This window comes from Desmonostoc vinosum (assembly GCF_059505385.1).
Genome location: NZ_JCACKM010000296.1, coordinates 53,349 through 75,009, shown reverse-complemented (window position 1 = coordinate 75,009; position 21,661 = coordinate 53,349). Strand labels below are relative to the sequence as shown.

General features: G+C 39.1%; 19 protein-coding genes and 1 tRNA gene. 12 read left to right on the top strand and 8 right to left on the bottom strand.

Features of this window, described 5'->3' with window-relative positions; translation table 11 throughout:
- Positions 1–91 precede the first annotated feature (91 nt).
- The 5 genes from AC5JMF_RS30795 to AC5JMF_RS30775 form a co-directional block, all read right to left on the bottom strand.
- Positions 92–165: transfer RNA gene (locus AC5JMF_RS30795), tRNA-Asp, on the bottom strand.
- Positions 166–247: 82 nt separating this feature from the next.
- A complete protein-coding gene (locus AC5JMF_RS30790) occupies positions 248–1,759 on the bottom strand; it encodes a serine/threonine protein kinase (RefSeq protein ID WP_495799503.1) in 1,512 nt (503 codons plus the stop codon).
- Positions 1,760–1,787: 28 nt separating this feature from the next.
- Positions 1,788–3,404 carry a serine/threonine protein kinase gene (locus AC5JMF_RS30785; RefSeq protein WP_495799502.1) on the bottom strand — a complete coding sequence of 539 codons (1,617 nt, stop codon included), beginning with the start codon at positions 3,402–3,404 and terminating at the stop codon, positions 1,788–1,790.
- Between the two features lie 294 nt (positions 3,405–3,698).
- Positions 3,699–4,883: an esterase-like activity of phytase family protein gene (locus AC5JMF_RS30780; RefSeq protein ID WP_495799501.1), complete on the bottom strand. Its 1,185-nt coding sequence runs from the start codon at positions 4,881–4,883 to the stop codon at positions 3,699–3,701.
- Positions 4,884–5,020: 137 nt separating this feature from the next.
- Positions 5,021–6,463, bottom strand: a complete 1,443-nt coding sequence (locus AC5JMF_RS30775) for a TM0106 family RecB-like putative nuclease (protein ID WP_495799500.1) — start codon at positions 6,461–6,463, stop codon at positions 5,021–5,023.
- Positions 6,464–6,663: 200 nt separating this feature from the next.
- On the opposite strand from AC5JMF_RS30775, the gene AC5JMF_RS30770 reads away from it, so the two are divergent.
- The 8 genes from AC5JMF_RS30770 (at position 6,664) to AC5JMF_RS30735 (ending at position 12,784) form a co-directional block, all read left to right on the top strand.
- Positions 6,664–7,866: an aminotransferase class V-fold PLP-dependent enzyme gene (locus AC5JMF_RS30770; protein ID WP_495799499.1), complete on the top strand. Its 1,203-nt coding sequence runs from the start codon at positions 6,664–6,666 to the stop codon at positions 7,864–7,866.
- Between the two features lie 35 nt (positions 7,867–7,901).
- Positions 7,902–8,984, top strand: coding sequence for a glycosyl transferase (locus AC5JMF_RS30765; RefSeq protein ID WP_495799498.1), 1,083 nt, complete (start codon positions 7,902–7,904; stop codon positions 8,982–8,984).
- Positions 8,985–9,200: 216 nt separating this feature from the next.
- Positions 9,201–9,614 (top strand): secondary thiamine-phosphate synthase enzyme YjbQ, encoded by a 414-nt coding sequence (locus AC5JMF_RS30760; protein WP_495799497.1) that lies wholly within the window; start codon positions 9,201–9,203, stop codon positions 9,612–9,614.
- A gap of 225 nt (positions 9,615–9,839) precedes the next feature.
- The gene (locus tag AC5JMF_RS30755) at positions 9,840–10,580 is read left to right on the top strand and encodes a hypothetical protein (RefSeq protein ID WP_495799496.1); all 741 of its coding nucleotides are present in this window, start codon (positions 9,840–9,842) and stop codon (positions 10,578–10,580) included.
- A 49-nt stretch (positions 10,581–10,629) separates the two neighbouring features.
- The gene (locus AC5JMF_RS30750; protein ID WP_495799514.1) at positions 10,630–11,418 is read left to right on the top strand and encodes a Nif3-like dinuclear metal center hexameric protein; all 789 of its coding nucleotides are present in this window, start codon (positions 10,630–10,632) and stop codon (positions 11,416–11,418) included.
- Positions 11,419–11,686: 268 nt separating this feature from the next.
- Positions 11,687–11,902 carry a hypothetical protein gene (locus tag AC5JMF_RS30745; protein ID WP_495799513.1) on the top strand — a complete coding sequence of 72 codons (216 nt, stop codon included), beginning with the start codon at positions 11,687–11,689 and terminating at the stop codon, positions 11,900–11,902.
- 192 nt (positions 11,903–12,094) lie between these two features.
- Entirely contained in the window at positions 12,095–12,265 is a 171-nt protein-coding gene (locus AC5JMF_RS30740; RefSeq protein ID WP_495799495.1) for a hypothetical protein, read from the top strand.
- 207 nt (positions 12,266–12,472) lie between these two features.
- A complete protein-coding gene (locus AC5JMF_RS30735) occupies positions 12,473–12,784 on the top strand; it encodes a DUF6679 family protein (protein ID WP_138497463.1) in 312 nt (103 codons plus the stop codon).
- An 84-nt stretch (positions 12,785–12,868) separates the two neighbouring features.
- Here AC5JMF_RS30735 and AC5JMF_RS30730 read toward each other — a convergent pair whose 3' ends face one another.
- Positions 12,869–14,533 (bottom strand): MBL fold metallo-hydrolase, encoded by a 1,665-nt coding sequence (locus AC5JMF_RS30730; protein WP_495799494.1) that lies wholly within the window; start codon positions 14,531–14,533, stop codon positions 12,869–12,871.
- A gap of 264 nt (positions 14,534–14,797) precedes the next feature.
- Positions 14,798–14,920 (bottom strand): DUF8629 family protein, encoded by a 123-nt coding sequence (locus AC5JMF_RS30725; RefSeq protein ID WP_495799493.1) that lies wholly within the window; start codon positions 14,918–14,920, stop codon positions 14,798–14,800.
- Between the two features lie 447 nt (positions 14,921–15,367).
- Between AC5JMF_RS30725 and AC5JMF_RS30720 the strand changes: the two genes are divergently transcribed.
- On the top strand, positions 15,368–15,958 hold the full coding sequence (locus AC5JMF_RS30720) for a ParA family protein (RefSeq protein WP_495799512.1): 591 nt from the start codon (positions 15,368–15,370) through the stop codon (positions 15,956–15,958).
- 157 nt (positions 15,959–16,115) lie between these two features.
- Positions 16,116–16,394 carry a CopG family transcriptional regulator gene (locus AC5JMF_RS30715; RefSeq protein ID WP_495799511.1) on the top strand — a complete coding sequence of 93 codons (279 nt, stop codon included), beginning with the start codon at positions 16,116–16,118 and terminating at the stop codon, positions 16,392–16,394.
- Between the two features lie 27 nt (positions 16,395–16,421).
- On the opposite strand, the gene AC5JMF_RS30710 is transcribed toward AC5JMF_RS30715, so the two are convergent.
- On the bottom strand, positions 16,422–17,069 hold the full coding sequence (locus AC5JMF_RS30710; RefSeq protein ID WP_495799492.1) for a sporulation/spore germination protein: 648 nt from the start codon (positions 17,067–17,069) through the stop codon (positions 16,422–16,424).
- A gap of 283 nt (positions 17,070–17,352) precedes the next feature.
- Between AC5JMF_RS30710 and AC5JMF_RS30705 the strand changes: the two genes are divergently transcribed.
- Positions 17,353–18,822 carry a site-specific integrase gene (locus AC5JMF_RS30705; protein WP_495799491.1) on the top strand — a complete coding sequence of 490 codons (1,470 nt, stop codon included), beginning with the start codon at positions 17,353–17,355 and terminating at the stop codon, positions 18,820–18,822.
- Between the two features lie 158 nt (positions 18,823–18,980).
- Positions 18,981–21,647 carry a PAS domain-containing sensor histidine kinase gene (locus tag AC5JMF_RS30700; protein ID WP_495799490.1) on the top strand — a complete coding sequence of 889 codons (2,667 nt, stop codon included), beginning with the start codon at positions 18,981–18,983 and terminating at the stop codon, positions 21,645–21,647.
- Positions 21,648–21,661: the final 14 nt, after the last annotated feature.

Sequence of the window (21,661 nt, the reverse complement as noted above, 5' to 3'; positions counted from 1 at the left end):
TCAGTTTGGGAGTGGGGAGTAGGGAGTGGTGAATAGTTATATTTATTGTGAGTTGTTACTGTTTTTGGGCAGCTAAGTTTATAACTTAAAACGGGACTGACGGGGCTCGAACCCGCAACTTCCGCCGTGACAGGGCGGTGCTCTAACCAATTGAACTACAGTCCCTTGTTTAGCAACTTTGTTATTATGGCTGTTTTTTTTCTCTTTGTCAAGTGCTTTTAATCTCTACTACTTGATTCGGAACTTTTCATTCCCTGTTCCCTCTTTTAGCATTTGAACTCGATGCGATAACCTGTGGCTTTGGTTCTAAATGCTGCAATATCCGGGACTGCATTTGCTTATACTGCTGCTTTAGCAGCTGTTTGCTTAACTGGGCTTGAGATGAGGGGGGTAAGTTTTGGCATTGTTTTACCCAAGTTTGCAATTTTTGCCGCTGAGTGGAGTCGATGCGGCTGCTGATCACGTTGGTGCAAGAGTGGGGTGTTTCCAAGGTGAAGAAAATCAAAGGGTAATGTTCTTGTGTAGCCAAAGACATCACTAAGCGATGATTTTGGGGATTTTGCATATCTAAATAGCAGGGTAGCCACTTGGGGCCGAGTTGGCGATTGTAGAGGACTGTAACCCATAGCAGCATCGGGTGTGGAGATGTAATAAAAATAAATTGGTTATGGAGGGTGGAAACGGCACGGTTTTTGATTTCTTGTTGAGGTAACATCAGCCATACTGTAGTCACAAAACTTTGCTTGATGTTAAGAAGTTGAGGAAAAACGATTTCTTGAATGGGTTTATTTTGCGGCCATAAAAGTTGCCAATAGTTTGGCGTAAAATCTGGAGATTTAAAGGATAAACTGCTGGGTAAGTTGAGAGATTTAAACTGAGCGATACTTTCTAAAACTTGCAGAATCTCTGTGACATTTTGCGGGCGATCGCCTGCTTTTTTAGCAAGGCAAGCCATGATCAAATCATTGAGCTTTTGAGGTAGTTTGAGAGTGGGATTTACATCTGCGATCGCTTGTGGTGGTTCAAAGTGATGTGCTTTATACCAAGCGCCAAAATAATCAGTTTCTGGTTGCCAAGGTTTTTTGCTAGTCAGCATCTCAAACATCATGACACCCAGACTATAAATATCAGAGCGACTGTCTATTTCTTCCCCTTCTAATTGTTCAGGAGAAGAGTAAGGTAAAGTCCCATTAAATCCTCGATTTGTGCTAATTGTTGTAGCGTAGTTTAAAAATTTAGCTATGCCAAAATCTAGAATTTTGACTAATTGACCTAATATCGGATCAGGAATCACTAATATATTGGCTGGTTTAATATCTCTATGAACTAACGGATAAATCTTGCCATCTATAGCGATGCCTTGATGAGCGCATTGCAAACCTAAACAAATCTGGCGGAACAAAGTTAAAAATGTGGGTAAATTTAACGGCATTAACTCTTTTAAACTTTTACCAGATAAATATTCCATAACATAAAATGGATTGCCATTATCACGTAAACCATAATCATAAGCTCGCACAATGTGTATACTTTTTTGACTTAATGCTGCACTCATTAAAGCTTCACGAGCAAAGTCTTTTTGCATTTTGGTGTTAGCAACTGTTTGAGCTAAAAACTTAATAGCAACTGGTATCCCTAATAAAATATCATCTGCTAAGAAAACTTCACCCATGCCACCGTTGCCAATTAACTGCTTGAGTTGATAACGATTAGCAAGCAACTCCTTACTTATTGGAGACGCAATTGGGCTTTGATTCACCTTCATAACCTCTAATATTTAGAATAGTTTAATTTCTATAAAGAATACGATAAAAATTTAAAAACGAATTCATTAATTTAATCATCCAAGATTTTAAGTTTACTTTTTCTTGGGTTTCATGTGCTGACAATTTTTGTAATATTTCAGATTTTAGCTTTTCATATTCTGATTTTAAAATATTTTTTGCTTGATTAGGTAAAATAAACCCTGTTGATGTTTGACTCTTGTCTAAACAATCTATTAGTAGCTGGCGTTGGCTAGCTGTAAGAGTTAAGGTTATGACATGAGAACATTTTTTTGGTTCTTCTAAAGGAAAAAATAACAGGTGATAGTAACCTACTTCTACTAAAGTACGCACTAAACTTTGACCTTTTTTATCTTTTAAATCTAAAAAATAAAATAGCCATCTTGTTAAATTTATGTGAGCATTATATAAAACTGTTACCCACATCAACATGGGGTAGACATTCATTTTACTAATAAATTCAGTTCCATGATTTTTGTCTATAAATTTGGCAATTTCTTGTTTAGGTAACATTGCCCAAAAGGTTGGGATAGTGCCTTGTTGAGTATGTAATAAATGAGGAAAACCAATTGGTGCGATTGGTTTGTTTTTAGGCCAGATTTTTTGTAAACATTCTTTTTCTGATAATGAAGTTGCAGGTATTAATTGCACTGGTGGAGTAATTTGAAGATTGTCATAATTTTGATAGATTTGAGTTTTTGCTTTTTCTAAATAAGTGATGATTTGACTGACGCTTTGTGGGCGATCGCTTACTTCTTTTGCTAAACAACTCATCAATAGTTTTTGTAATTCCTGCGGTACTTCTATTTGTGGATTTACTTCTTCAAGTGTAGGTGGTGTTTGAAAGCGATGGGCTTGATACCAACTGCCAAAAGAGTTACTTTTTGTTTGGAATGGATGTTTTCCTGTTAGCATCTCAAACATCAGCACTCCTAAACTATAAATATCAGAACGTACATCCAGCAGTTTTCGCCCTTCCATATGTTCTGGAGAACAATATGGTAAACTGCCAATAAAGGAATCGGTAAGTGTCATCCCACTACGCTCTGTGAGAAACTTGGCAATGCCAAAATCGAGTATTTTAATTATCTCTTCTTTGTTGCTATCTTCTCCAATAAATATGTTTTCAGGTTTAATGTCTCTATGAACTATGGGATAAATTTCACCTTTAAAGTTAATCCCTTGGTGGGCGCATTCTAAACCTAAACAAATCTGGTGACAAATATTTAAAAATCTAGAGATTGATAAAGGTTGTATTTTTAAAATCTGTTTGAGGTTTTTACCTTGCAAATATTCCATCACATAGTATGGAACTTTATCTTCTGTAACGCCATAACTTAATACGCGGACGATATGTTTACTTTTACGACCTAATTGGGCACTAATAAAAATTTCTCTAGTAAAACGTTGAGATATTTGCTGGTTTGCTAAACTTAGTGATAAAATTTTTACAGCAATTGGCGTTCCACCTTTAGCAGCATCTTCTGCTAAATAAACTCTACCCATACCTCCTTTGCCAATCAAATCTTTAATGACATAGCGATTGTTTAAAAATTTTCCTAGATAAATGTCTGCTTCAGCTTTTTGCCTGACCATATTTTCAATTTTATCTTGTGGCATAAAGGGTATTTATTAAAAATATTGCTGGCAAAATATTTGAATTTTTTTTATTAGTAGGAATTAAATTATTTTTAATTTCATTTAATTGTGTAACATATTTATTAAGAATGTTGTATGAGAAATTACACTGAAACCATGACTAAGCTGGGTTGATTTACTTAGTAAAGACAGTAATTATACTGAAATTATTAAAGTGAAATGGTATGAGTCAATAAAACTGCTCCAAATGCAAGCTTTTTTAACGCAAAGGGACACAGAGGATTTTTGAAGGCGCACCTTCATAGAAAATTGGTATTAGCGTTTGAAATTGGGGATGAGGCGGCGTAGTAATCTCGTTAGCGGTGTTTCGATTTTGAGTTTAAAGGCTAGTATTTGGTTACGTTGCAGAGAATTAAAGTTATTATCACTGACCAGAATTAATGCACGTTGTCCATCGGATAGTTTGGGGCCAAGAGTTAAAGCTTCAATATTATCTAACGACACGTCTAGAGTTCTCAAATCTAGGAGTAGTTTTTTCTGGACTGGTTTAATTTTTTGAGAGTCAATTGCTAAAAGGCTGCTGATGTTGTGAATATCACTGGCTTTCTCTAAGGAAATCTGAAACAGAGAAACAGCCAAACCTAAACCAGAAAAAGACCTTTCTATGCTGAGGAAGTTTCCTTGATTATCAAGTGCAAATAAATCAGGTAGACCACTAGCAAACTTGCCAGTTATATTCAAAAAAGGTGTGACTGGTTCAGTTTGATAAAGAAATTCTTTTTCTGGCTGATTATTCAGCAGGTTATATTGTAATATGCGGCAGGAGCTACCAATTTTAGGTTTAGCTTCTAAACCATCTTGAATCAGAGCATTTTCTGTAGCTGTAAACAGATGCTTTTCATCAGGCGTAATGGTTAGACTTTCAAAAGCCAAATTGTTGCGGATACCTCTTTTACCGTTTTTATCTGGGAGAAACTTGTCTGGTATGGGCAATGTTGTAATTTCTTTTCCAGAAGATAGGGAGAATTCTTTAATAAAAGGATTAATGAGTTTTTCAGCATCACCTTCGGAAGAGATGAACGCTGTTGTTTTACTAGTTAAAGCAATGCCTTCTGTGTCAGTTTCACCAGGAGCAAATTTTTTTCCCTTCTTATCTAACAATGTGGTGACGCCTACAGGAATAACACCGTTATGTTTGAGTGAATCTGTACTCAGATCAATTTTTAAGGTGTAAAAACGGGCTGGCGCTTTTTGTCCTCGATCATCAGAGATAGTGTAGTACAGGTTATTTTTCGCATCATAGGTAATTCCAGATAAACCTCCTAATTCCGTTTTTTGAAATAACAGACCTTTGGGTATAGTGGCTTCTCCGATAAATTTGATTTCGCTGATTTCAACAGCGCTTGTAGGTAAGTTTGTAGATAAGATACTAATAATTAGAGTGAGGATAAACAAGTACAGAATTTTTGACTTGGTGAAGATTTTTGGGAGTAGCTGCATAGATAGGTATGACTAATTAAGAAAATCATAATCAAGATATCATTGAAGAAGGGAACAGGGAATAGTTAGTACAAATAATTTCTTGGTAAGTTAAGGGTTTTTCTCATTGAATATTTTTGGTCTGGAAGTCCCTAAAATTATTCTGCAAGCTGAAAAAATTTGACAAGCCAGTCTTTTACACTACGGGTGGCGCGGCAGTCATCTTCGTTGTAGCGTTGGATTGTTTCTAATAAAGTCCGATCGCCTGTTTCTAGCCACTGGTCATACCAGTAGATACACTTAGCACCACTGGCTTCTTGATCACGCCACTCAAAGCCCAACCAACGAGCGATCGCTTTGAGGGCGTAACTTTCAACTGGTAATGCTACACTTTGCGTTAGCTGTTCATACACATCGACAAGCCGATTTAGTATTGGTTGCACTCTGGAATAGGGAGTGCGGTAAAGTTTTGCTAACCGTTTAACTGTATCAAATTCGTATACACAAAAATGATAAATTGGCGCTTCGGGATATTGCCAAACCAAATCTAAAAATTGCTGCCAAATTAGTTCTTCGTCTTCTGGTTTTTCTGCCAACAATGAATAAAACTGTTCTGTATTAGCTTGTCGATCAACAACTAAAACACCTAAAAGGTAATCTAAATCTAAGTCTGGCTGTGCCTCAATATCAAAGTAAAGCTCTATGGAGGCAGTAAATGTAATATCTTCTATTGGTGGCGGATAGGGTAAAATTAATGGCCGGCTTTCCAATGCAGATTGAGCTTGTACTACGAGTTTGGGTGCTACCTCACCATCAAAACCGGGCAAATCTTCTAAGGTGATGGGGTTGGTATTGGCGAGGGATTCTAGCGTGGTGATGGCAAGGGTTTGGAGTTGAGTGTAGCGAACGGGTGTAACTCCTGGTAAAAGGGAGAGATGTTTTTGAGATTTAGCGATCGCATAACATTGACTATGCCAGTGGCAAAGATTACACTTTTGACGGGAAATAAACGCTTCTGGTGCTTCCGCTAAATCTAAAACTTGAATAAACTCCTGCAAAATCTGCTGCATCTGCGGCGTCCATTTTTCCAAATCTACTGCATAACTCGTGTTCTTGGTACGCAATTGTAACCAAGCTGTTTTGGGTGCAACTCCCTGCACTGTTGCTAAGACTTGGGCGTGAAAGGCGGCGACAACTTGATATTCTTGTTTGGGGCGCTTACCCAACTCAATACTCGCTGGAGTATATGTCCAGTCTCCAAAGTTGGAGTCACCTGGCTGTTTGACTAGTAAATCAGGACGACTGAGTAGGGTGTACTCCGAATCAGTTACTAACAGTACTCCTCTATGGATGTATTCAACTCCTTGCTGCATCAACTGTAAAGTTGCTGCCTTTGCTGCTTCCCAGTTTCCATATGAGTAATCTGGTTTACTATAAGTCAGCTGTCTTAAAAAGCCCTGTTGATAAGCGATTTTGTCCTGTTGTAGCTTGTGTAGCAACTCATTGACAGCATCTCGCTGACTTCTGTCACCGTAGATGTCCAAAAAAGGGCGGCGTTTACAGCGTTGGTATTGCAGTAGGAGTTCGGCATTAATTAACATTCCTTTAAGCTAACAAGAATTAGCACATTCTGGGAGAACAGCAGATGACTCAAGTCTTGAAGTGGCGATTGCATTCCTGTGAAAAAGCAAAAGCGGTCAGAATCCCTATTCTATTATGGATTTTTCTCTCCTCCACACCCTGACCCTCCTATACCCTTACTCCTCTAATTTTTGTAAACAGTATATATCTCTTGTGAATTATGACTAGTATTTCTGCATCATCAACTAAGCTGCATCGCCATCGAGAGTTATTTCCGGCTTTAGCAAATAAGGCTTATTTCAACTATGGAGGACAGGGGCCAATGCCCAAAGCGGCAATGGATACTATGAGTCAATTTCAAGCCTATGTTCAGGAAATAGGCCCTTTTGGTAACGAGGCTTATCTTTGGCTGAAATCGGAGATGAAAATTATTAGAGAAGCGATCGCTTCGGAGTTTAATGTATCAATAGACACAATATCCTTAACAGATAATGTCACTGTTGGCTGTAATATTGCCATGTGGGGTATTGAATGGCGTGCTGGCGACCATATGTTACTCACAGACTGCGAACACCCAGGTGTGATTGCTACTGCCAAAGAAATTGCACGCAGATTTGCTGTGGAAGTTACTACTTGCCCTTTGATGGCAACTTTAAATGAGGGCGATCCTGTAGCGGTGATTGCCCAACACTTACGCCCCAATACTCGCTTGGTAGTTTTAAGTCATGTTTTTTGGAATACGGGTCAAGTTTTACCTCTTGACAAAATTGTGGTAATATGCAGCAATAATCACTCTTTAATATTGGTAGATGCTGCTCAATCTGTGGGTTTGCTGCCTTTAGACTTAACTGAATTAGGAGTTGATTTTTATGCGTTCACGGGTCATAAGTGGTTATGTGGGCCAGCGGGTGCGGGTGGCTTGTATGTGCGACCAAAAGCAAGAGAAAGTTTGAACCCAACGTTTATTGGTTTGCGTGGTGTTGTTACAGATGGCCAAGGGCAGCCTATAGATTGGTTTCCCGATGGGCGACGATATGAAGTATCTACATTATCCCAGCCGCTGTATGCTGGTTTAAAGGAAGCGATCGCTATTCATCGGCAATGGGGAACACCACAAGAATGTTATGAGCAAATTTGCCACAATAGCGAATATCTCTGGCGAAAGTTGACAGCATTACCCAATGTTAAATGCTTGCGAACTTCTCCACCTGAAGGCGGTATCGTCTCATTTCAACTGACTAATAATCAACCCCAAGCCAGTTCTAAATTAGTGCAATTTTTAGAATTACAAAACATATTAACTCGGACGATTGCCGACCCTGATTGTATCCGCGCCACCGTCCATTACCTAACTTTAGAATCAGAAATCGACCGATTAATCGAGGGAATTCAGCAATTTTATAAGTCAGGTATTAATGACTAATACTTCGACTTCGCTCAGTACAAGTAACTAAAAAAATGGAACGTCCAATTATATATATAGCGATCACCAACCACGGATTTGGTCATGCTACTAGGATGGTATCTGTAGCCGCAACTATTCAGAAGTTGTGTCCAGAAGCTCTGCTAATTTTGGTGACTACTGCCCCACGTTGGTTGCTAGAGTGTTATATAGAAGGTGATTTTATCCATCGTCAGCGAGCATTTGATTTGGGTGTGGTGCAAACAGATAGTATCACAATGGATCAAGAAGCAACTTTAGAGAAGTTGTTGGAGATTAAGAAAAATCAGAACTCGCTAATTGCTTCCGAAGTGAATTTTATTCGCCAAAATCGAGTCAATCTCATCTTGGCTGATATTCCTTTTCTTGTATCTGGATTTGCCCAGGCTGCTAACATTCCTTGCTGGATGAGTAGTAATTTTGGTTGGGATTTAATTTACCGCAATTGGGGAGGTGAATTTATCGCTGTTGCTGATTGGATTTGCGAGTGGTATGCAAAATGCGATCGCTTATTTCGTCTTCCCTTCCACGAACCGATGCAGGCTTTTAACAATATCACCGATGTTGGTTTAACTGGTGGTTATCCTCGTTACTTAGCTGATGATTTACATTCACGTTGGGGTATCACTACACCGCCAGATAAAACTATTTTACTCACCTTTGGTGGCTTAGGTTTACAACAGATTCCTTACGATAATTTAAAACAATTTCCCGATTGGCAATTTATCGTTTTTGATCAATCTGCCCCTGATTTACCGAATTTATTAAAAATTAGCGATCGCAAATACCGTCCTGTTGATTTTATGCCTATTTGTGGGCGAGTTGTTTCTAAACCTGGTTATGGTACTTTCGCAGAAGCCACGAAACTAGGATTACCTATAGTTACTATTACCCGCGACGACTTTGCCGAAGCAGCTTTTCTACTTGAGGGTATTGCTAATTACAACCAACATCAAATCCTCACACCTGCTAAATTTTTTCAAGGAACTTGGGATTTTCTGCATGAGTTACCTCAACTACCAAAGCAATCTCAACCCATTGCTAAAGATGGTAACGAAGTGATTGCTAGTGCCGTTATAAAATATTGTCAAACCAAATAAAAAAAATAGATGAATATGAAGAACTAGACGATTATTTGAGTTTAGTGAATCGCGTCGTCAGAAATGTATCGCAACTTGAAAGTCAAAGCGAATTATAGGAAATTAGAGATTTGTCTGCGAATCGTTATATTAGTTAGGACTAAAAAAACAATCTGTTGTTACAAGCGCACAAAAGAGTGAAACTAGTAAGCGCAAGCCCATATCTCAACATTCCCCATGACTCACTATCAAAAACTACTGAGAATTTCTACTACTGGTAAATCTTTTCACAACATCACCTCAAAAGTTGAAGCGGTGGTTGCAGAGTCGGAGGTAGAAACTGGACTTTGTACCCTATTTTTACGCCACACTTCTGCTAGTTTAGTTATTCAAGAAAATGCCGATCCTGATGTACTTGTGGATCTAGCTAATTTTATGGCAAACCTCGTACCAGAATCAGGCAAATATATTCATGATGCTGAAGGTGCTGATGATATGCCAGCACATATCCGCACAGCCTTAACTCATACTTCAGAACATATCCCTATTAACCGTGGTTATTTGGTTTTGGGAACTTGGCAGGGAATCTATGTTTGGGAACATCGTCAGCGTAGTCACCTTAGAGAACTAGTTATTCACATTTCGGGATAGCAATTTATTAATTTTTGTAGATGAATCCAACATGCTGAAAGTTATAGATCCCCGACTTTTTGAAAAGTTGGGGATCTTAATTGTTGATTTTAAGCATATATGCTTACTGTTTTAGTATCTAATTGTAAAGGCAGAAGTTAAGTTTATTGATATTAATTTAATAATTTTATGCTTTTAGATATAAACTAATACATATTGTAACCCACTTGGGCTACTTCAAATCATATGAAACAAGACCTGTCGCTAGCTCATTCTTTCTGTTTTCTTGATGAGAAACTTGCTCAGCAATCTATCAATCCATTATCACTCAATCCCCAAAAGACTTTGATTACGAGCTTTGCAGAACTAGGTAATTTGATTGCAGAAACAACTACCGATGTTCAGCTAATTACTACTGTGCGAGATACTTTAGAAAGTATAGTTAATGCTCAGTTGCAAAACTTTCCAGAAAACATATTTTGGGATTTTGATTTTATGGTAAGTAGTATGCTGAAACAGGCTATAACAGCAGATGAAGGTGCTACTTGTTTTTTAAAGTCTTTTGAGGAAAAGATGGTGTCATTAACGGAAATGTTCGGAATTAAAACAGAAATCCGCTTTCGTTATGTTCACGATTTTATATATGGATTTGATTGGGCAAGATGGGTAAAAAAAGAACCACGTACTCGCGCACAGGTAGAACCTTTTAGTCTGATTTTTTTAGATAATTTACTTCTAAGAGGCCAGGAAATTTTACAACGCATCAATCTTAATCAGCTCACACACTATAAACTGTGTGATGGAGGTTTCCGTAATCCCTTTGGCTTTTCCCGTGAACCGGAAGACGAATACCGTTTACTAACTTATCTTGCTAGAAAACAAATTGTTCCTGTGGCAGCATGGAATTGGAATGCATATCCTGTGTGGAATAAACCTTTTCAAGAAATACGTCAGCACTCAGCGTTAAAATTGAATATCTGCTTTTAAGGCAGGGAATAAGGGGAGAAAAAATCGTTTCCTTACCGAATGTTACATGATGAAAATCGCTGATTTAATTACCTGGTTTGAGGAATGGGCAAATCCCGCTTGGTGTGAAAGCTGGGATAATTGTGGATGGCAAATTGAACCAGGGGTGTTGCAGGAGGATGCACGGGTGTTGGTGTGTTTAACACCAACTTTAGCGGTGATGCAAGAAGCGATCGCACTCAATGCTAATCTAATTTTTGCTCATCATCCCCTAATTTTCTCTCCTCCTAAATCTTTACGCAACGGTGAAGCGATCGCAGAAATGGTACGCTTAGCTTTTACCAAAAATATCGGTATTTACAGTGCCCATACCAACTTCGATCAAGTACAAGACGGTACTGCTGATGTTTTAGCTCAAATTTTACAACTCAAGCAAGTTACCCCCGTCGTACCTACACAAGCAGGTTTGGGATATGGGCGTGTTGGTGTATTACAACCATGCTTGACGTTACAGGAGTTGCTTGCCGCAATTCAAGCCCGACTTGCTCCCCCAAATTTAATTTTTTCACCAACCGCTGATTTACAACAAACAATTTCACGAGTTGCTGTTTTGGGTGGTTCGGGGGCTAGTTTTATCTCGGCGGTAGTCAAAACTGGCGCTCAAGCTTATCTTACTTCCGATTGTAAATTTCATCAGTTTCAAGAAAGCCGCGATCGCCATCTGATTTTAATTGATGCTGGGCATTACGCGACTGAACGCCCTGCTTGCTCTCGCTTAGTGCAAAAATTTCAGTCTCTAAATTTAGACTGGGTACAGTTAAGTCAAAAAGATGAGGATTTTCGCCAGTTTTTTGCTTGACTTTAGATTTTTTAATAATTATGTTACATAAATTTTTTATCTCTTAAATTTATGTATTGCAAGATTTATTTAAAATACTTGTATTGAATATTTCCTAGTACACAAGCTAAAAAATACTTCCTAAGTAAGCGTTTTGGCGACTAAGTGTGATTTTCATCACAAAAATATGTAGCTATAATCACAACAAACTACTGTTTTCTGTCAACTATGCACCAACACAGATGTTCCATACTGTAGGGAACAAATTGCTTACCATGCCCTAATCATGATGATTCGCACACTCGTTGAATCTGCTTTTCAAACTGGATATCTTAGTGTTGAATCTGAGGGTCTACTCCATCAAGTATTGGCGACAAGATGCTATCAAACTGAAGATTTACCAGCGATCGCAGCATTATACGATGCAATTCGTGCAGGTAAAATTAAACGCGAAGCATCCTCAAATCAACTTATGGAATTTCCTATTCCGTACAAATCTTGCTGATACCTCCACAAATTGTGACTTTAACACTGTATTATTGATTGACAAAGGTAGCGACACCTCAGATCAAAGCCCCAAACTCAAAACTCTTTGAGTGTTATTGTTTAAAACCATTCGGTCAACAAGAGAATGAGTTAAGATCAAGTAGATAGGGGTAAAAGTAAAGCCCAGTCCGTGGACTTCCTAGCAATGCCAATGACTACAAACAGGCAACTTAAACAACCGCAATCAACGCTAGATTTGGAGTACTTTTTATTACATAATGGTAGGAGAGACTTACCAGCAACTAATACTAGGCTGGTTAGAGCAAATGCTGAACTGCTCGACTTCTACGACGAAGCAGGCATTTCGGGTAACGACCCATAAGGAGATTGAGTTCAACTGGTAGAGTAACCATTGGTTTATGAACCAAGATTTACTCAAACTAGACAACTACAAGCAAGTTTTTGGGTTGGGTGATGAAACGCATTTGTTCTAAACCATCAAATTAACCTTCTATGGGTGTAATTTACTGGGGTAAGACCCAAATTTTCACAAGTTTAACTACGTTGTTTAAAAAGGCAGAAGCAGTACATGCTACACCGCAAGATTTATCAACTGTGTTGCGATGGGCGGGAGGTATGTGTTTTCTTGCGGGACCAGCAACGCTGGATTGAGCGCGCCCGCATCATCGACATCGAGGGAGATTTAGTGACCCTACGCTATGAAACAGAAGAAGAGGACGAAATTTGTTCTTGGGAGGAAATGGTTCGCCTCGAAAGTATTGGCGCTGTAACCCAAAAATTAGCTTCAGTGCCGCGTGGGAATGTGGAACCTCTTTTGACTGAAGATTGCCCCGAAGCTGAGCGCATCCGCAACCATTATACTGACTCTAATCCAGAGTAGTTATTTAGTCATTTGTCATCCCTTCTCCTTCGCTTAGGGCAAGTAGTCATTTGTTCAAAACAACGAAGGACGAAGGACAAATGACTATTGACTATCATTTAAGCACTCAAAAGCGGGGCAATAACCTTCAAGAGTCACCTTGAAGTTATATAAAGGAGAGGCAGGGTTCCAACACCGCTGTCCTCTTTGATGTCGGCAAGTCCCACAACAGTCTACATCAGCCCAGGCGTGGCGATCGCTATTTTGGTTGAGGAGTTCTCGTTGAGTCAGTCCTCTCAATACTAATTCTTCACCCTGCCAACGAGCTTCAATTAAACCAGTATCCGCAAACTGTCGCCATCGCGGATCTGTTGTAATTGTATCAGGCAGGGTGATTGAGATGACTGTTCCTAACTCTGTTAATTCCCCTTCATAATTTGTCTCTGGTGCTGCTGGTTGTAAAAATGTATCCCCAATTGGCAGTCCTACCCAAGTATCAGCTGCTGGAGAATGTATATGGTAACGGTTTTGCAACTCCTCTAAGCTGGTTAGGTCTGCTAAATAGGCAGGTGAACCGTGAACAAAAACGACATGCTGGGGTCGCAAATTATGGATTAATTGGGTGGTACCAGGGCCATCACTATGCTGGGCAAGAAGATATGTTTCAACAGTAGTAGGTGCAAAATATTGTTTGTTAACTTTTATATCAATTCTTTCTGGTAACAGGATTAGCCAAGGCCCAGTGCTTGGTTGACAATAATCGCTCAAATCAGCGATGGAGTCGGTAAGCACGATACAAGGTGAGTTCCCCACGCTAAGACGATGCTCTGGCTGTAAACGACGCACGCGGGGACGTACCCGCTCATCCCAAAATAATGGTTGATGGCGGGCAAAGTTCTGTACCGATGAGGGCAGGTGGGGTAGTAATTCTAGGTATGCGTCGCACCCAGCAGCAACAGCGCCATCTACCCAGATATCTAAATCACGTCCTGTGAAGTGGTGATGAGAACGTAAAAGCATCAATAATTCTTGACCAAGCCCTAATGCAGGTGTGGGAAGTATTACAGAGCAATGGTCAGCAATAGCTCGATTAATTCGCTCTGCTAGTTGGTTTTCTTGGTGGCGGCGGTGGGGATGACGAGATGTGCCATAGCTACCTTCAATAATCAACACATCCAAGTCTAATCCTCGCAGTTCCTCTAAACGCAAACCTTCTACCAACCGGGAATTCGACAAGAAGAAATCCCCTGTATATAGTAGCTTGTAAGTACGCTGCTGGGTGGTGTAGGTAAGTAAAATTACTACTGCCCCTGGTAGATGCCCTGCGGGAAATAATTCTGCAACTAGACCTTCTTGGAATTCTATAGGCGATCGCAACGGTAAGGCTTGACAAAATTGGGAAATTTTTTGAGGGTCTTGGTCTAGCCAATTAAGTGACAGTAATTTGCTGGTCACTTCGCTGGCATAGATGGGCAACATGGGAAAAGCTTGATGCAATGCCAGTAAGCCTCTAGCATGATCTGGGTGAGCATGACTGATAAGAACTAAATCCGCTGGTAGGGGCGAACTACCGCGACGTGCTGATTTAGTTAGTCCCCTTGCCAACAATGAAATATCACCCACACCACAATCTAAGAGAATGCGGTGTGGGCCCATCTTCACTAATAAACATACGCCCTCATCGTCATGCTGGACACTATAGGGCAAACACTCTAACTCATGACCTGCTTCGCTTGCATCAATGCGAGAGGATGCTGACATATCCCTCATGCTCCGCTCCCCTCAAGCTTTATCTTTATGGACATATCCCAAAAGCCAAGAATTACACAGATTCTGGTTTTATGACCTAGTGGGTAAATTTCGTTATGTACCCTCACACTCTGAGCGTGCGGATTTTTGATTGTTACCGAACCCGCACTAATTCGGAAAAGTTGGGTAACGAGAAGCCCTCAAACTAGATACTTAGGGAATTTGCCTCTTGCCTGTTTTCCTTTCCGAAGTTCTGAGCGCAGGGAGCCTCAGCTCAGACTTCTTTTAATGGGCAGACCCATTGCCATGATAGTTCTTTGAATCATAAAAGCCATTCTTTGTGCCAAAGAACAAGCACGAAAGAGTAAATATAACTGTTAATCCCACTAAAATCAGCTTTACATCCATATAGTTTGCTGTCCTTTACTCAAGATTTTTTGATCTTAATAGTGCGCTTCCTCAACAGGACAGAATCACTAGAAAATCTTTACTATGCTTGTGTTGATTGAGCAATAGGTAAATTTACCACAATCAGTCAAATTGTAGAACTTTTTGGTTCAACTGTCTATCTATCTGGCAATCCTTGCTGGGCAATTACCAAATGAAATGCTCAACTCGTCTGTCTTCTCATAAAATACTGAAGTATTTATTAAATTTTTAATACATACATCTCTTATGAATACTGAATAAAATTTGTATACTAATGTTTAGCATATTTATAGTTTAAATACTTATTATCAGTACAATAAACATTTAAATGTTTAATAGATGTCTAGATGTTTAAATGCAAAAACTAAATGTCTAAATGTTTAGATATGCAGTAAAATTTTGGCAATATTTGCGTTTCATGAAAAAATGATCATCACTGTAGCGGCTTTTAAAGGTGGTGTCGGTAAATCTACGACAGCATTACACCTAGCTACATACCTGCAAAACAAAGCAGACACACTTTTAGTAGACGGCGATCTTAATCGCAGTGCATTGGATTGGTCGAATCGGGGTTGCTTGCCATTCAAGGTTGCTGATGAAAAGCAAGGAGTGCATTTAGCAAAACTTTATGAACATATTGTTATTGATACACCAGCCAGACCCGATCAAGATGAGTTAAAAACCATTGCTGAGGGATGTGATTTGTTAGTAATACCTACCACCCCCGATGCGATCGCTTTAGCTGCTACATTACAAATGGTTGATGCAATCAAAGAACTCAAAACAAATTATCGAATTTTGCTAACTCTGGTACCACCGAACCCAAATAAGGCGGGAGAAGAAGCCAGAGAAACTCTAGAACAAGCAAAACTACCTATATTCAAGTCAGGAATTCGACGGTTGGCTGTGTTTCAAAGAGCAGCTCTAGAGGGTGTTCCTGTAAATGCCGTTAAAGACCCCTACGCCCAGATTGCCTGGCGATGTTATGCCGAAGTTGGCAAGGAAATAGTATATTAATTCGTAATTCGTAATGACGCGACGCTCCTATGTCGCTCTAAGCGAAGCTATGCCGTAGGCTTTACGCTAACGCTATCGAGGACTCGCTACCGCTTCGCTAACGTAATTCGTAATTAAAATACACTCAAAAAAATTGAAGTCAGTGGTTTCTAATACTTTGAATAATAAAAAGAAAACTAGCCGTTTTGATGACTTAATTGATGCTGCTCGTAGTCGTCAACAAAGAGACAAGCCGCAGCTCATGGATGAGAAACCCACTACTGCGAGTAAAAGTACTAGCTCAGATTATACACGCACAACTGTATATCTGCCTAAGCAGCTACATCGACAACTCAAGGCGGCGGCGGCTTCTCAGGAGCGACAAATGAGTGATATCTTGACGGAGTTAGTGGAGCAGTGGCTGTTATCTGAGAATAAAAGTCAAGATGGACAGTAGTGATGTGGTAAACCTTGTAATTAAAATTTAAAACACAATTTCCTCGCCTCGTGAGGTAAAACGAACCTCTTTAATGTTCCATTGGGCATTACTAGTCAAGGTTTTACGAAGACTGCCAAACAAAGCGAATTGCTCACAACTCGAAAGAGAAATTATCTGTCGCTTGGACTCAGGAGATAATCGCAAATCAACCGTAGCAACACCATTCTTCACATTTACACGATACCCAGACAAACTAAAATCGCTGGTATCTCTTTGTTCTATGATTTTACCCACGGCATTTGTTACAGGTTCTTCTGCTGGCACTGAAGCTTTTTGAGGAATTAGCTTTTGACATTGGACATCACTTGTATATAGAGTGACGTCTGTAGTTTTATTTGTGGTAGCTTTAGGCGTTGGGGAAGACGTATCTTCTTGAGGAGATTCTTGAGTGGTTGTTTTTTCTTTCGACGGAGCTAAATTTGGAACTTGCTTAGGAGTTGGAGATGAGGCATTGTTGGGTATTTGAATAGGCGTTGGAGATGATGTACTAGTGGGTGTTGTCGTAGGCGCTGGTGTTTCGCTATCAACGTTCCCAGAGGTAGTGTTAGAACTACAACTGCTAATACTAGTAAAAACTGCTACAAGTAATAAAGGTAAAAAATATCTTTTTGTGGTGTAAATAATGTTGCTCATAGTTTTATTGATGCATTTTCTATAACTTCAGTATAGCTGGTATAAATTCCACATGAATTTGTAATTTTTAGGTTAGTTGATGAAGCCTGAAGCATAAAAGTTTTTTGCGAGGCTTTACTTTGTTACTTGTATTAGCTATTTTCAAAATCAAGATGGGCTAAAATTTTAAAATTCAATCAAAAACTCAGTTACCAGGTTTTCCTGTTCCCTATTTTCAAAATAGCTAACCATACTTTGCACCTACAACCAAGGTGTGAAAATCCTTCCTCAGCCCCTTCTAGATATGCCTAGCAACGAATTTAACACGTATGACCCCCGTAAAGGTGAATGGGATGGTACACCAATTGAGCAATGGGAGCCTTCTAAGTGGAAGCAATGGAAGCCTAAATCTTCTGCTTCAGATGAATGCGTTAAAATTGAGCGCGATTATCTCAAGATAAAACATTCTATTCAGCAAGCTAATTTTGCACTCAGTTTAGATAAAGTAAAAATTAAACTTAAGCTTACTAGCGCTAAATCTATTGGTCTACAAGGTACTTTTCCATGTAGACGAGGTGATATTGGTAAAAATGGTAGTCCTAACAAGCAGTATACCATTTCATTTGGTTTTACTGCTAATGATGCTGGTGTGAAAACGGCAATCTTAAAAGCACGAGAGTTAGACTTATTATTAATTACAAAACAATTCCGATGGACGCCGGATTTACTGGGTAAACAAGCACAGAAAATAGCGATATTAGATGAATTAAAGCCCAATCGGCTGATCAGTGAGTTGATTACAGAATATGAAAAAGAATTTTGGAAAACTCATGATCATAATAGGCAAGGGATACGGACTTGGGAAACTCATTACATAAGACATCTCAAAAAACTTCCGCAAGACGTGCCTATGACTTTACAAGCATTAGAAGAGGCGCTAGAAAAGACTAAACCTAATACTTCGGCTAGGTTTTTTTTAGCATGGCAACTAAAAAAGTTTTGTGAATTTTGTGGTGTTAATGGATTTAAAACAATAGATGCGTATGCTACTCCTAAACCTCATCCTGCTATTCGGAAAGTGCCGATTGATGAGGAGATTCTGCAAGGATTTATCAAAATAGGTAAGGAGTTATCAGCATATGCTAGTAAAGACAATCTGACACAGCCAGAGCAATGGCAATGGGTATATGGCATGTTGGCAACTTATGGTTTAAGACCTCATGAATTATTTGCTGTAGATATTGCAGCGTTTATAGAACCAACAAATACTTTTCATTTGGTAAATTTAAATCCCCATTTGACAGGTGGTACTAAGACTGGTGAACGGAGTTGTGGTATTCCTCCACTGTATCCTCATTGGATAGAATTATTTGATTTGAAGAATGTGAGATTACCTTATAACGAAGGTACGCTAAGTAATAAAACTGCAAAACTCCACATCAAATTTAGAATGACGAATATAGGGTTTAGACCCTATGATTTACGTCACGCCTATGCAATCCGGGGACATCGCTTGAGAGTTCCGATTAAGACGATGGCTGATTATATGGGACATACAGTACAAGAACATACTAAGACTTATCAACGATGGATGAATGAAGATGCTAATTTAGAAATTTATCAAGAAGTGGTTATTCATAGGCAAGGTATAACTAAGGAGGCTTTAAAAGCGCGAATCAGTGAATTAGAAGCTGAGAATAATGCAATTAAGGCAGAAAATGCAACTTTAAGGGGGTTGTTGATTCAGCATCAGTTGGGTGAGTTGTTGAGTTAATATAGATATTTTTTTGTCGGGCTACGCCCCGCTTCGCTAACACGCAAAGGCGCAAAAATTAGAACTTTTGTAAGAGGTTTCATGTTGTTTGCTGTAAGTGTTTGGGAAATATAGAGCTTAAGTTAACTTAAAATCCCTAGCTGGCAAACGATGAGACTATGGCTGGTAATCTTATTTGCGTAGATAAAAATACTTATGAATCTTTGCAGCAAGAATTGATAGAACTACGTAGGATTGTTGCTAATTTGGAACTTGCTCAATCTTCAAATAGCTTCAATTTTAATTTAGAGCAAATGGGTTTGTTTGTTGAGTATACGCCTGCTGAGAGTGAAAGACGGCTGCGGGATATCGCTACTAATATGCCTGGTGCAATTTTTCAATTTACTAACCGTGATGGTATTTGGAAAGTGGACTATATTAGCGATTTTATTTGGCAGCTTGCAGGCATCACTGCAACGGAAATGATGCAGGATTTAAATTGTTTTATAGCGCTTGTGCATCCAGAGGATCGTGAGAACCATCTCACCTCAGTATTAGATGCGGTAGAAAATGCTACACCTTGGCATTATGAAGGACGTTTGGTGAAACCTAATGGTGAGGTTGTGTGGTGGCAGGGAGACTCAACTCCGACACGAAATGAGCAAGGAGAGGTTATTTTCTGTGGGGTACTGCTAGATATTACTCAGCGTAAGCAAGCAGAAGAGTCGCTGAGACAACTGAATGAAGAATTAGAAAACAAAGTTGAGGAACGAACCGCTGCTTTACATCAAACTGAAGCACGGCTGCGACGACTGGCAGATAATGTACCAGGAATGATTTATGAGTTTTGTCTCAAGCCTGATGGCATTATGTTCTTTCCCTTTGCTTCTTCTGGATGTCGAGAAGTTATGGGTTTAGAACCGGAACAGATTAAAAATGATGCATCACTAATGTTTGCCCATATTCATCCTGATGATATTAGCAATGTGCAACAAGCAATGACCCACTCTGCTCAAACTCTGCAAAACTATGAACTTGAATGGCGGATAATGACCCCTTCTGGTCAATGGAAATGGGTGAAGGCAATATCTAGGCCAGTCAGCCAATCAGCGGGTGAAATTCTCTGGTATGGTTGTATGTTTGATATTAGCGATCGCAAACTAGCAGAAGCACAATTACAAGACCAAGAGCAGTTCTTACGCAGTATTTATGATGGTATCGATCAGTTAATATTTGTAGTCAACGTTTTGGAAAATGGTGAACTTCGTTATGCTGGTTGGAATTCACATACAGCACGAGTCACTGGAATTAGTAATGCACAGGTAATTGGAATGACTCCTGAAGATGCGTTTGGGACTGTTACAGGTGCAGTAATACATCAGCGATATCAAAACTGTATAAATGCAGGTTTCGCTGTTACTTATGAAGAATGCTTGACTTTTGATGGTCAAGAAACTTGGTGGTTAACTACAATTAATCCTCTCAAAAACAGTCAAGGTCGAATTTATCGACTGGTGGGAACTACGTTTAATATTACAGAACGAAAACATGCAGAAGAGGCTCTGCAAGCAAGTCAACATTTTGTTCAACGCATTGCCGATTCTTCACCTAATATTCTTTATATTTTTGACTTAGAAGAACAACGCAATATTTATGTAAATCGGGAACTTACTTCTCTTCTTGGTTATTCCAATGAAGAAATTAAACAAATGGGAACACAAGTTTTACCTTTGATTACTCATCCTGATGATTGGGAGAAGGTTGTCACTCACTTACAAAATTTTTCTCACATTCAGGATGGTGATATTTTAGAACTGGAATTTCGCGTGCGACAAGTGAATGGAGACTGGCATTGGTTATACTCTCGAGAAACTCCATTTAATCGGAATATTAACGGTGATTTAAAACAAATTTTGGGTGTATCAACTGATATTACTAGACGTAAACAAGCTGAAATTAAACTGCAACAACAAGCTCAAAATTTAGAAAATACTCTGTTGGAACTACAACGCACTCAATCTCAACTCATCCAAAGTGAGAAAATGTCTTCAATTGGTAATATGGTTGCAGGTGTTGCCCATGAAATTAATAATCCGATTAATTTTATTCATGGTAATCTCATCCCAGCGAGTGAATACATTCAAGATTTACTAAGTTTAGTAGAACTTTATCAAGAACACTATTCTGAACCTTCAGAAGAAATTAAAGCAGAAATTGCCGCTATAGACCTTGATTTCTTAAAAGAAGACTTAATGAAAATCCTTAAATCTATGCGTGTAGGAACGCAACGGATTCGAGAAATTGTTCTATCACTGCGGAATTTTTCTCGTCTTGATGAAGCTGAATTCAAGGAGGTAGATATCCATGAGGGTATTGATAGTACCTTGATGATTTTGCACAACCGCTTGAAAGCTAAACCAGATCATCCAGAAATTATGGTGATTAAAGAATATGGTAAACTTCCTTTAATTGAGTGCTACCCTGGTCAGTTAAATCAGGTGTTTATGAATCTCCTGAGTAATGCTATTGATGCTTTGGAAGTGTCAATAGTTAACAGAGAAACAGATAACTATCCCACAATTCACATTTGTACTCAAGTACTCAAAAACAACTGGGTAACAATCAAATTTGCAGATAATGGTTTAGGGATTCCCACAGAAATACATTCAAAATTATTTGATCCTTTCTTTACTACTAAAGATGTCGGTAAAGGTACAGGGTTAGGACTGTCAATCAGTTATCAAATTGTGGTAGATAAACACCGAGGGAAATTATCTTGTTACTCAACACCTGGACAAGGGGCAGAATTTGTAGTTGAGATTCCGATTGTTCAGTCAACTCACTGAATATGAAAACGATG

Excerpts from the sequence above, each read along its gene's own strand:
- AC5JMF_RS30785 (WP_495799502.1), bottom strand. The coding sequence starts at position 3,404 with ATGCCACAAGATAAAATTGAAAATATGGTCAGGCAAAAAGCTGAAGCA.
- AC5JMF_RS30780 (WP_495799501.1), bottom strand. The coding sequence starts at position 4,883 with ATGCAGCTACTCCCAAAAATCTTCACCAAGTCAAAAATTCTGTACTTG.
- AC5JMF_RS30775 (WP_495799500.1), bottom strand. The coding sequence starts at position 6,463 with ATGTTAATTAATGCCGAACTCCTACTGCAATACCAACGCTGTAAACGC.
- AC5JMF_RS30770 (WP_495799499.1), top strand. The coding sequence starts at position 6,664 with ATGACTAGTATTTCTGCATCATCAACTAAGCTGCATCGCCATCGAGAG.
- AC5JMF_RS30765 (WP_495799498.1), top strand. The coding sequence starts at position 7,902 with ATGGAACGTCCAATTATATATATAGCGATCACCAACCACGGATTTGGT.
- AC5JMF_RS30760 (WP_495799497.1), top strand. The coding sequence starts at position 9,201 with ATGACTCACTATCAAAAACTACTGAGAATTTCTACTACTGGTAAATCT.
- AC5JMF_RS30755 (WP_495799496.1), top strand. The coding sequence starts at position 9,840 with ATGAAACAAGACCTGTCGCTAGCTCATTCTTTCTGTTTTCTTGATGAG.
- AC5JMF_RS30750 (WP_495799514.1), top strand. The coding sequence starts at position 10,630 with ATGAAAATCGCTGATTTAATTACCTGGTTTGAGGAATGGGCAAATCCC.
- AC5JMF_RS30745 (WP_495799513.1), top strand. The coding sequence starts at position 11,687 with ATGATTCGCACACTCGTTGAATCTGCTTTTCAAACTGGATATCTTAGT.
- AC5JMF_RS30740 (WP_495799495.1), top strand. The coding sequence starts at position 12,095 with ATGACTACAAACAGGCAACTTAAACAACCGCAATCAACGCTAGATTTG.
- AC5JMF_RS30735 (WP_138497463.1), top strand. The coding sequence starts at position 12,473 with ATGCTACACCGCAAGATTTATCAACTGTGTTGCGATGGGCGGGAGGTA.
- AC5JMF_RS30730 (WP_495799494.1), bottom strand. The coding sequence starts at position 14,533 with ATGAGGGATATGTCAGCATCCTCTCGCATTGATGCAAGCGAAGCAGGT.
- AC5JMF_RS30725 (WP_495799493.1), bottom strand. The coding sequence starts at position 14,920 with ATGGATGTAAAGCTGATTTTAGTGGGATTAACAGTTATATTTACTCTT.
- AC5JMF_RS30720 (WP_495799512.1), top strand. The coding sequence starts at position 15,368 with ATGATCATCACTGTAGCGGCTTTTAAAGGTGGTGTCGGTAAATCTACG.
- AC5JMF_RS30710 (WP_495799492.1), bottom strand. The coding sequence starts at position 17,069 with ATGAGCAACATTATTTACACCACAAAAAGATATTTTTTACCTTTATTA.
- AC5JMF_RS30705 (WP_495799491.1), top strand. The coding sequence starts at position 17,353 with ATGCCTAGCAACGAATTTAACACGTATGACCCCCGTAAAGGTGAATGG.
- AC5JMF_RS30700 (WP_495799490.1), top strand. The coding sequence starts at position 18,981 with ATGGCTGGTAATCTTATTTGCGTAGATAAAAATACTTATGAATCTTTG.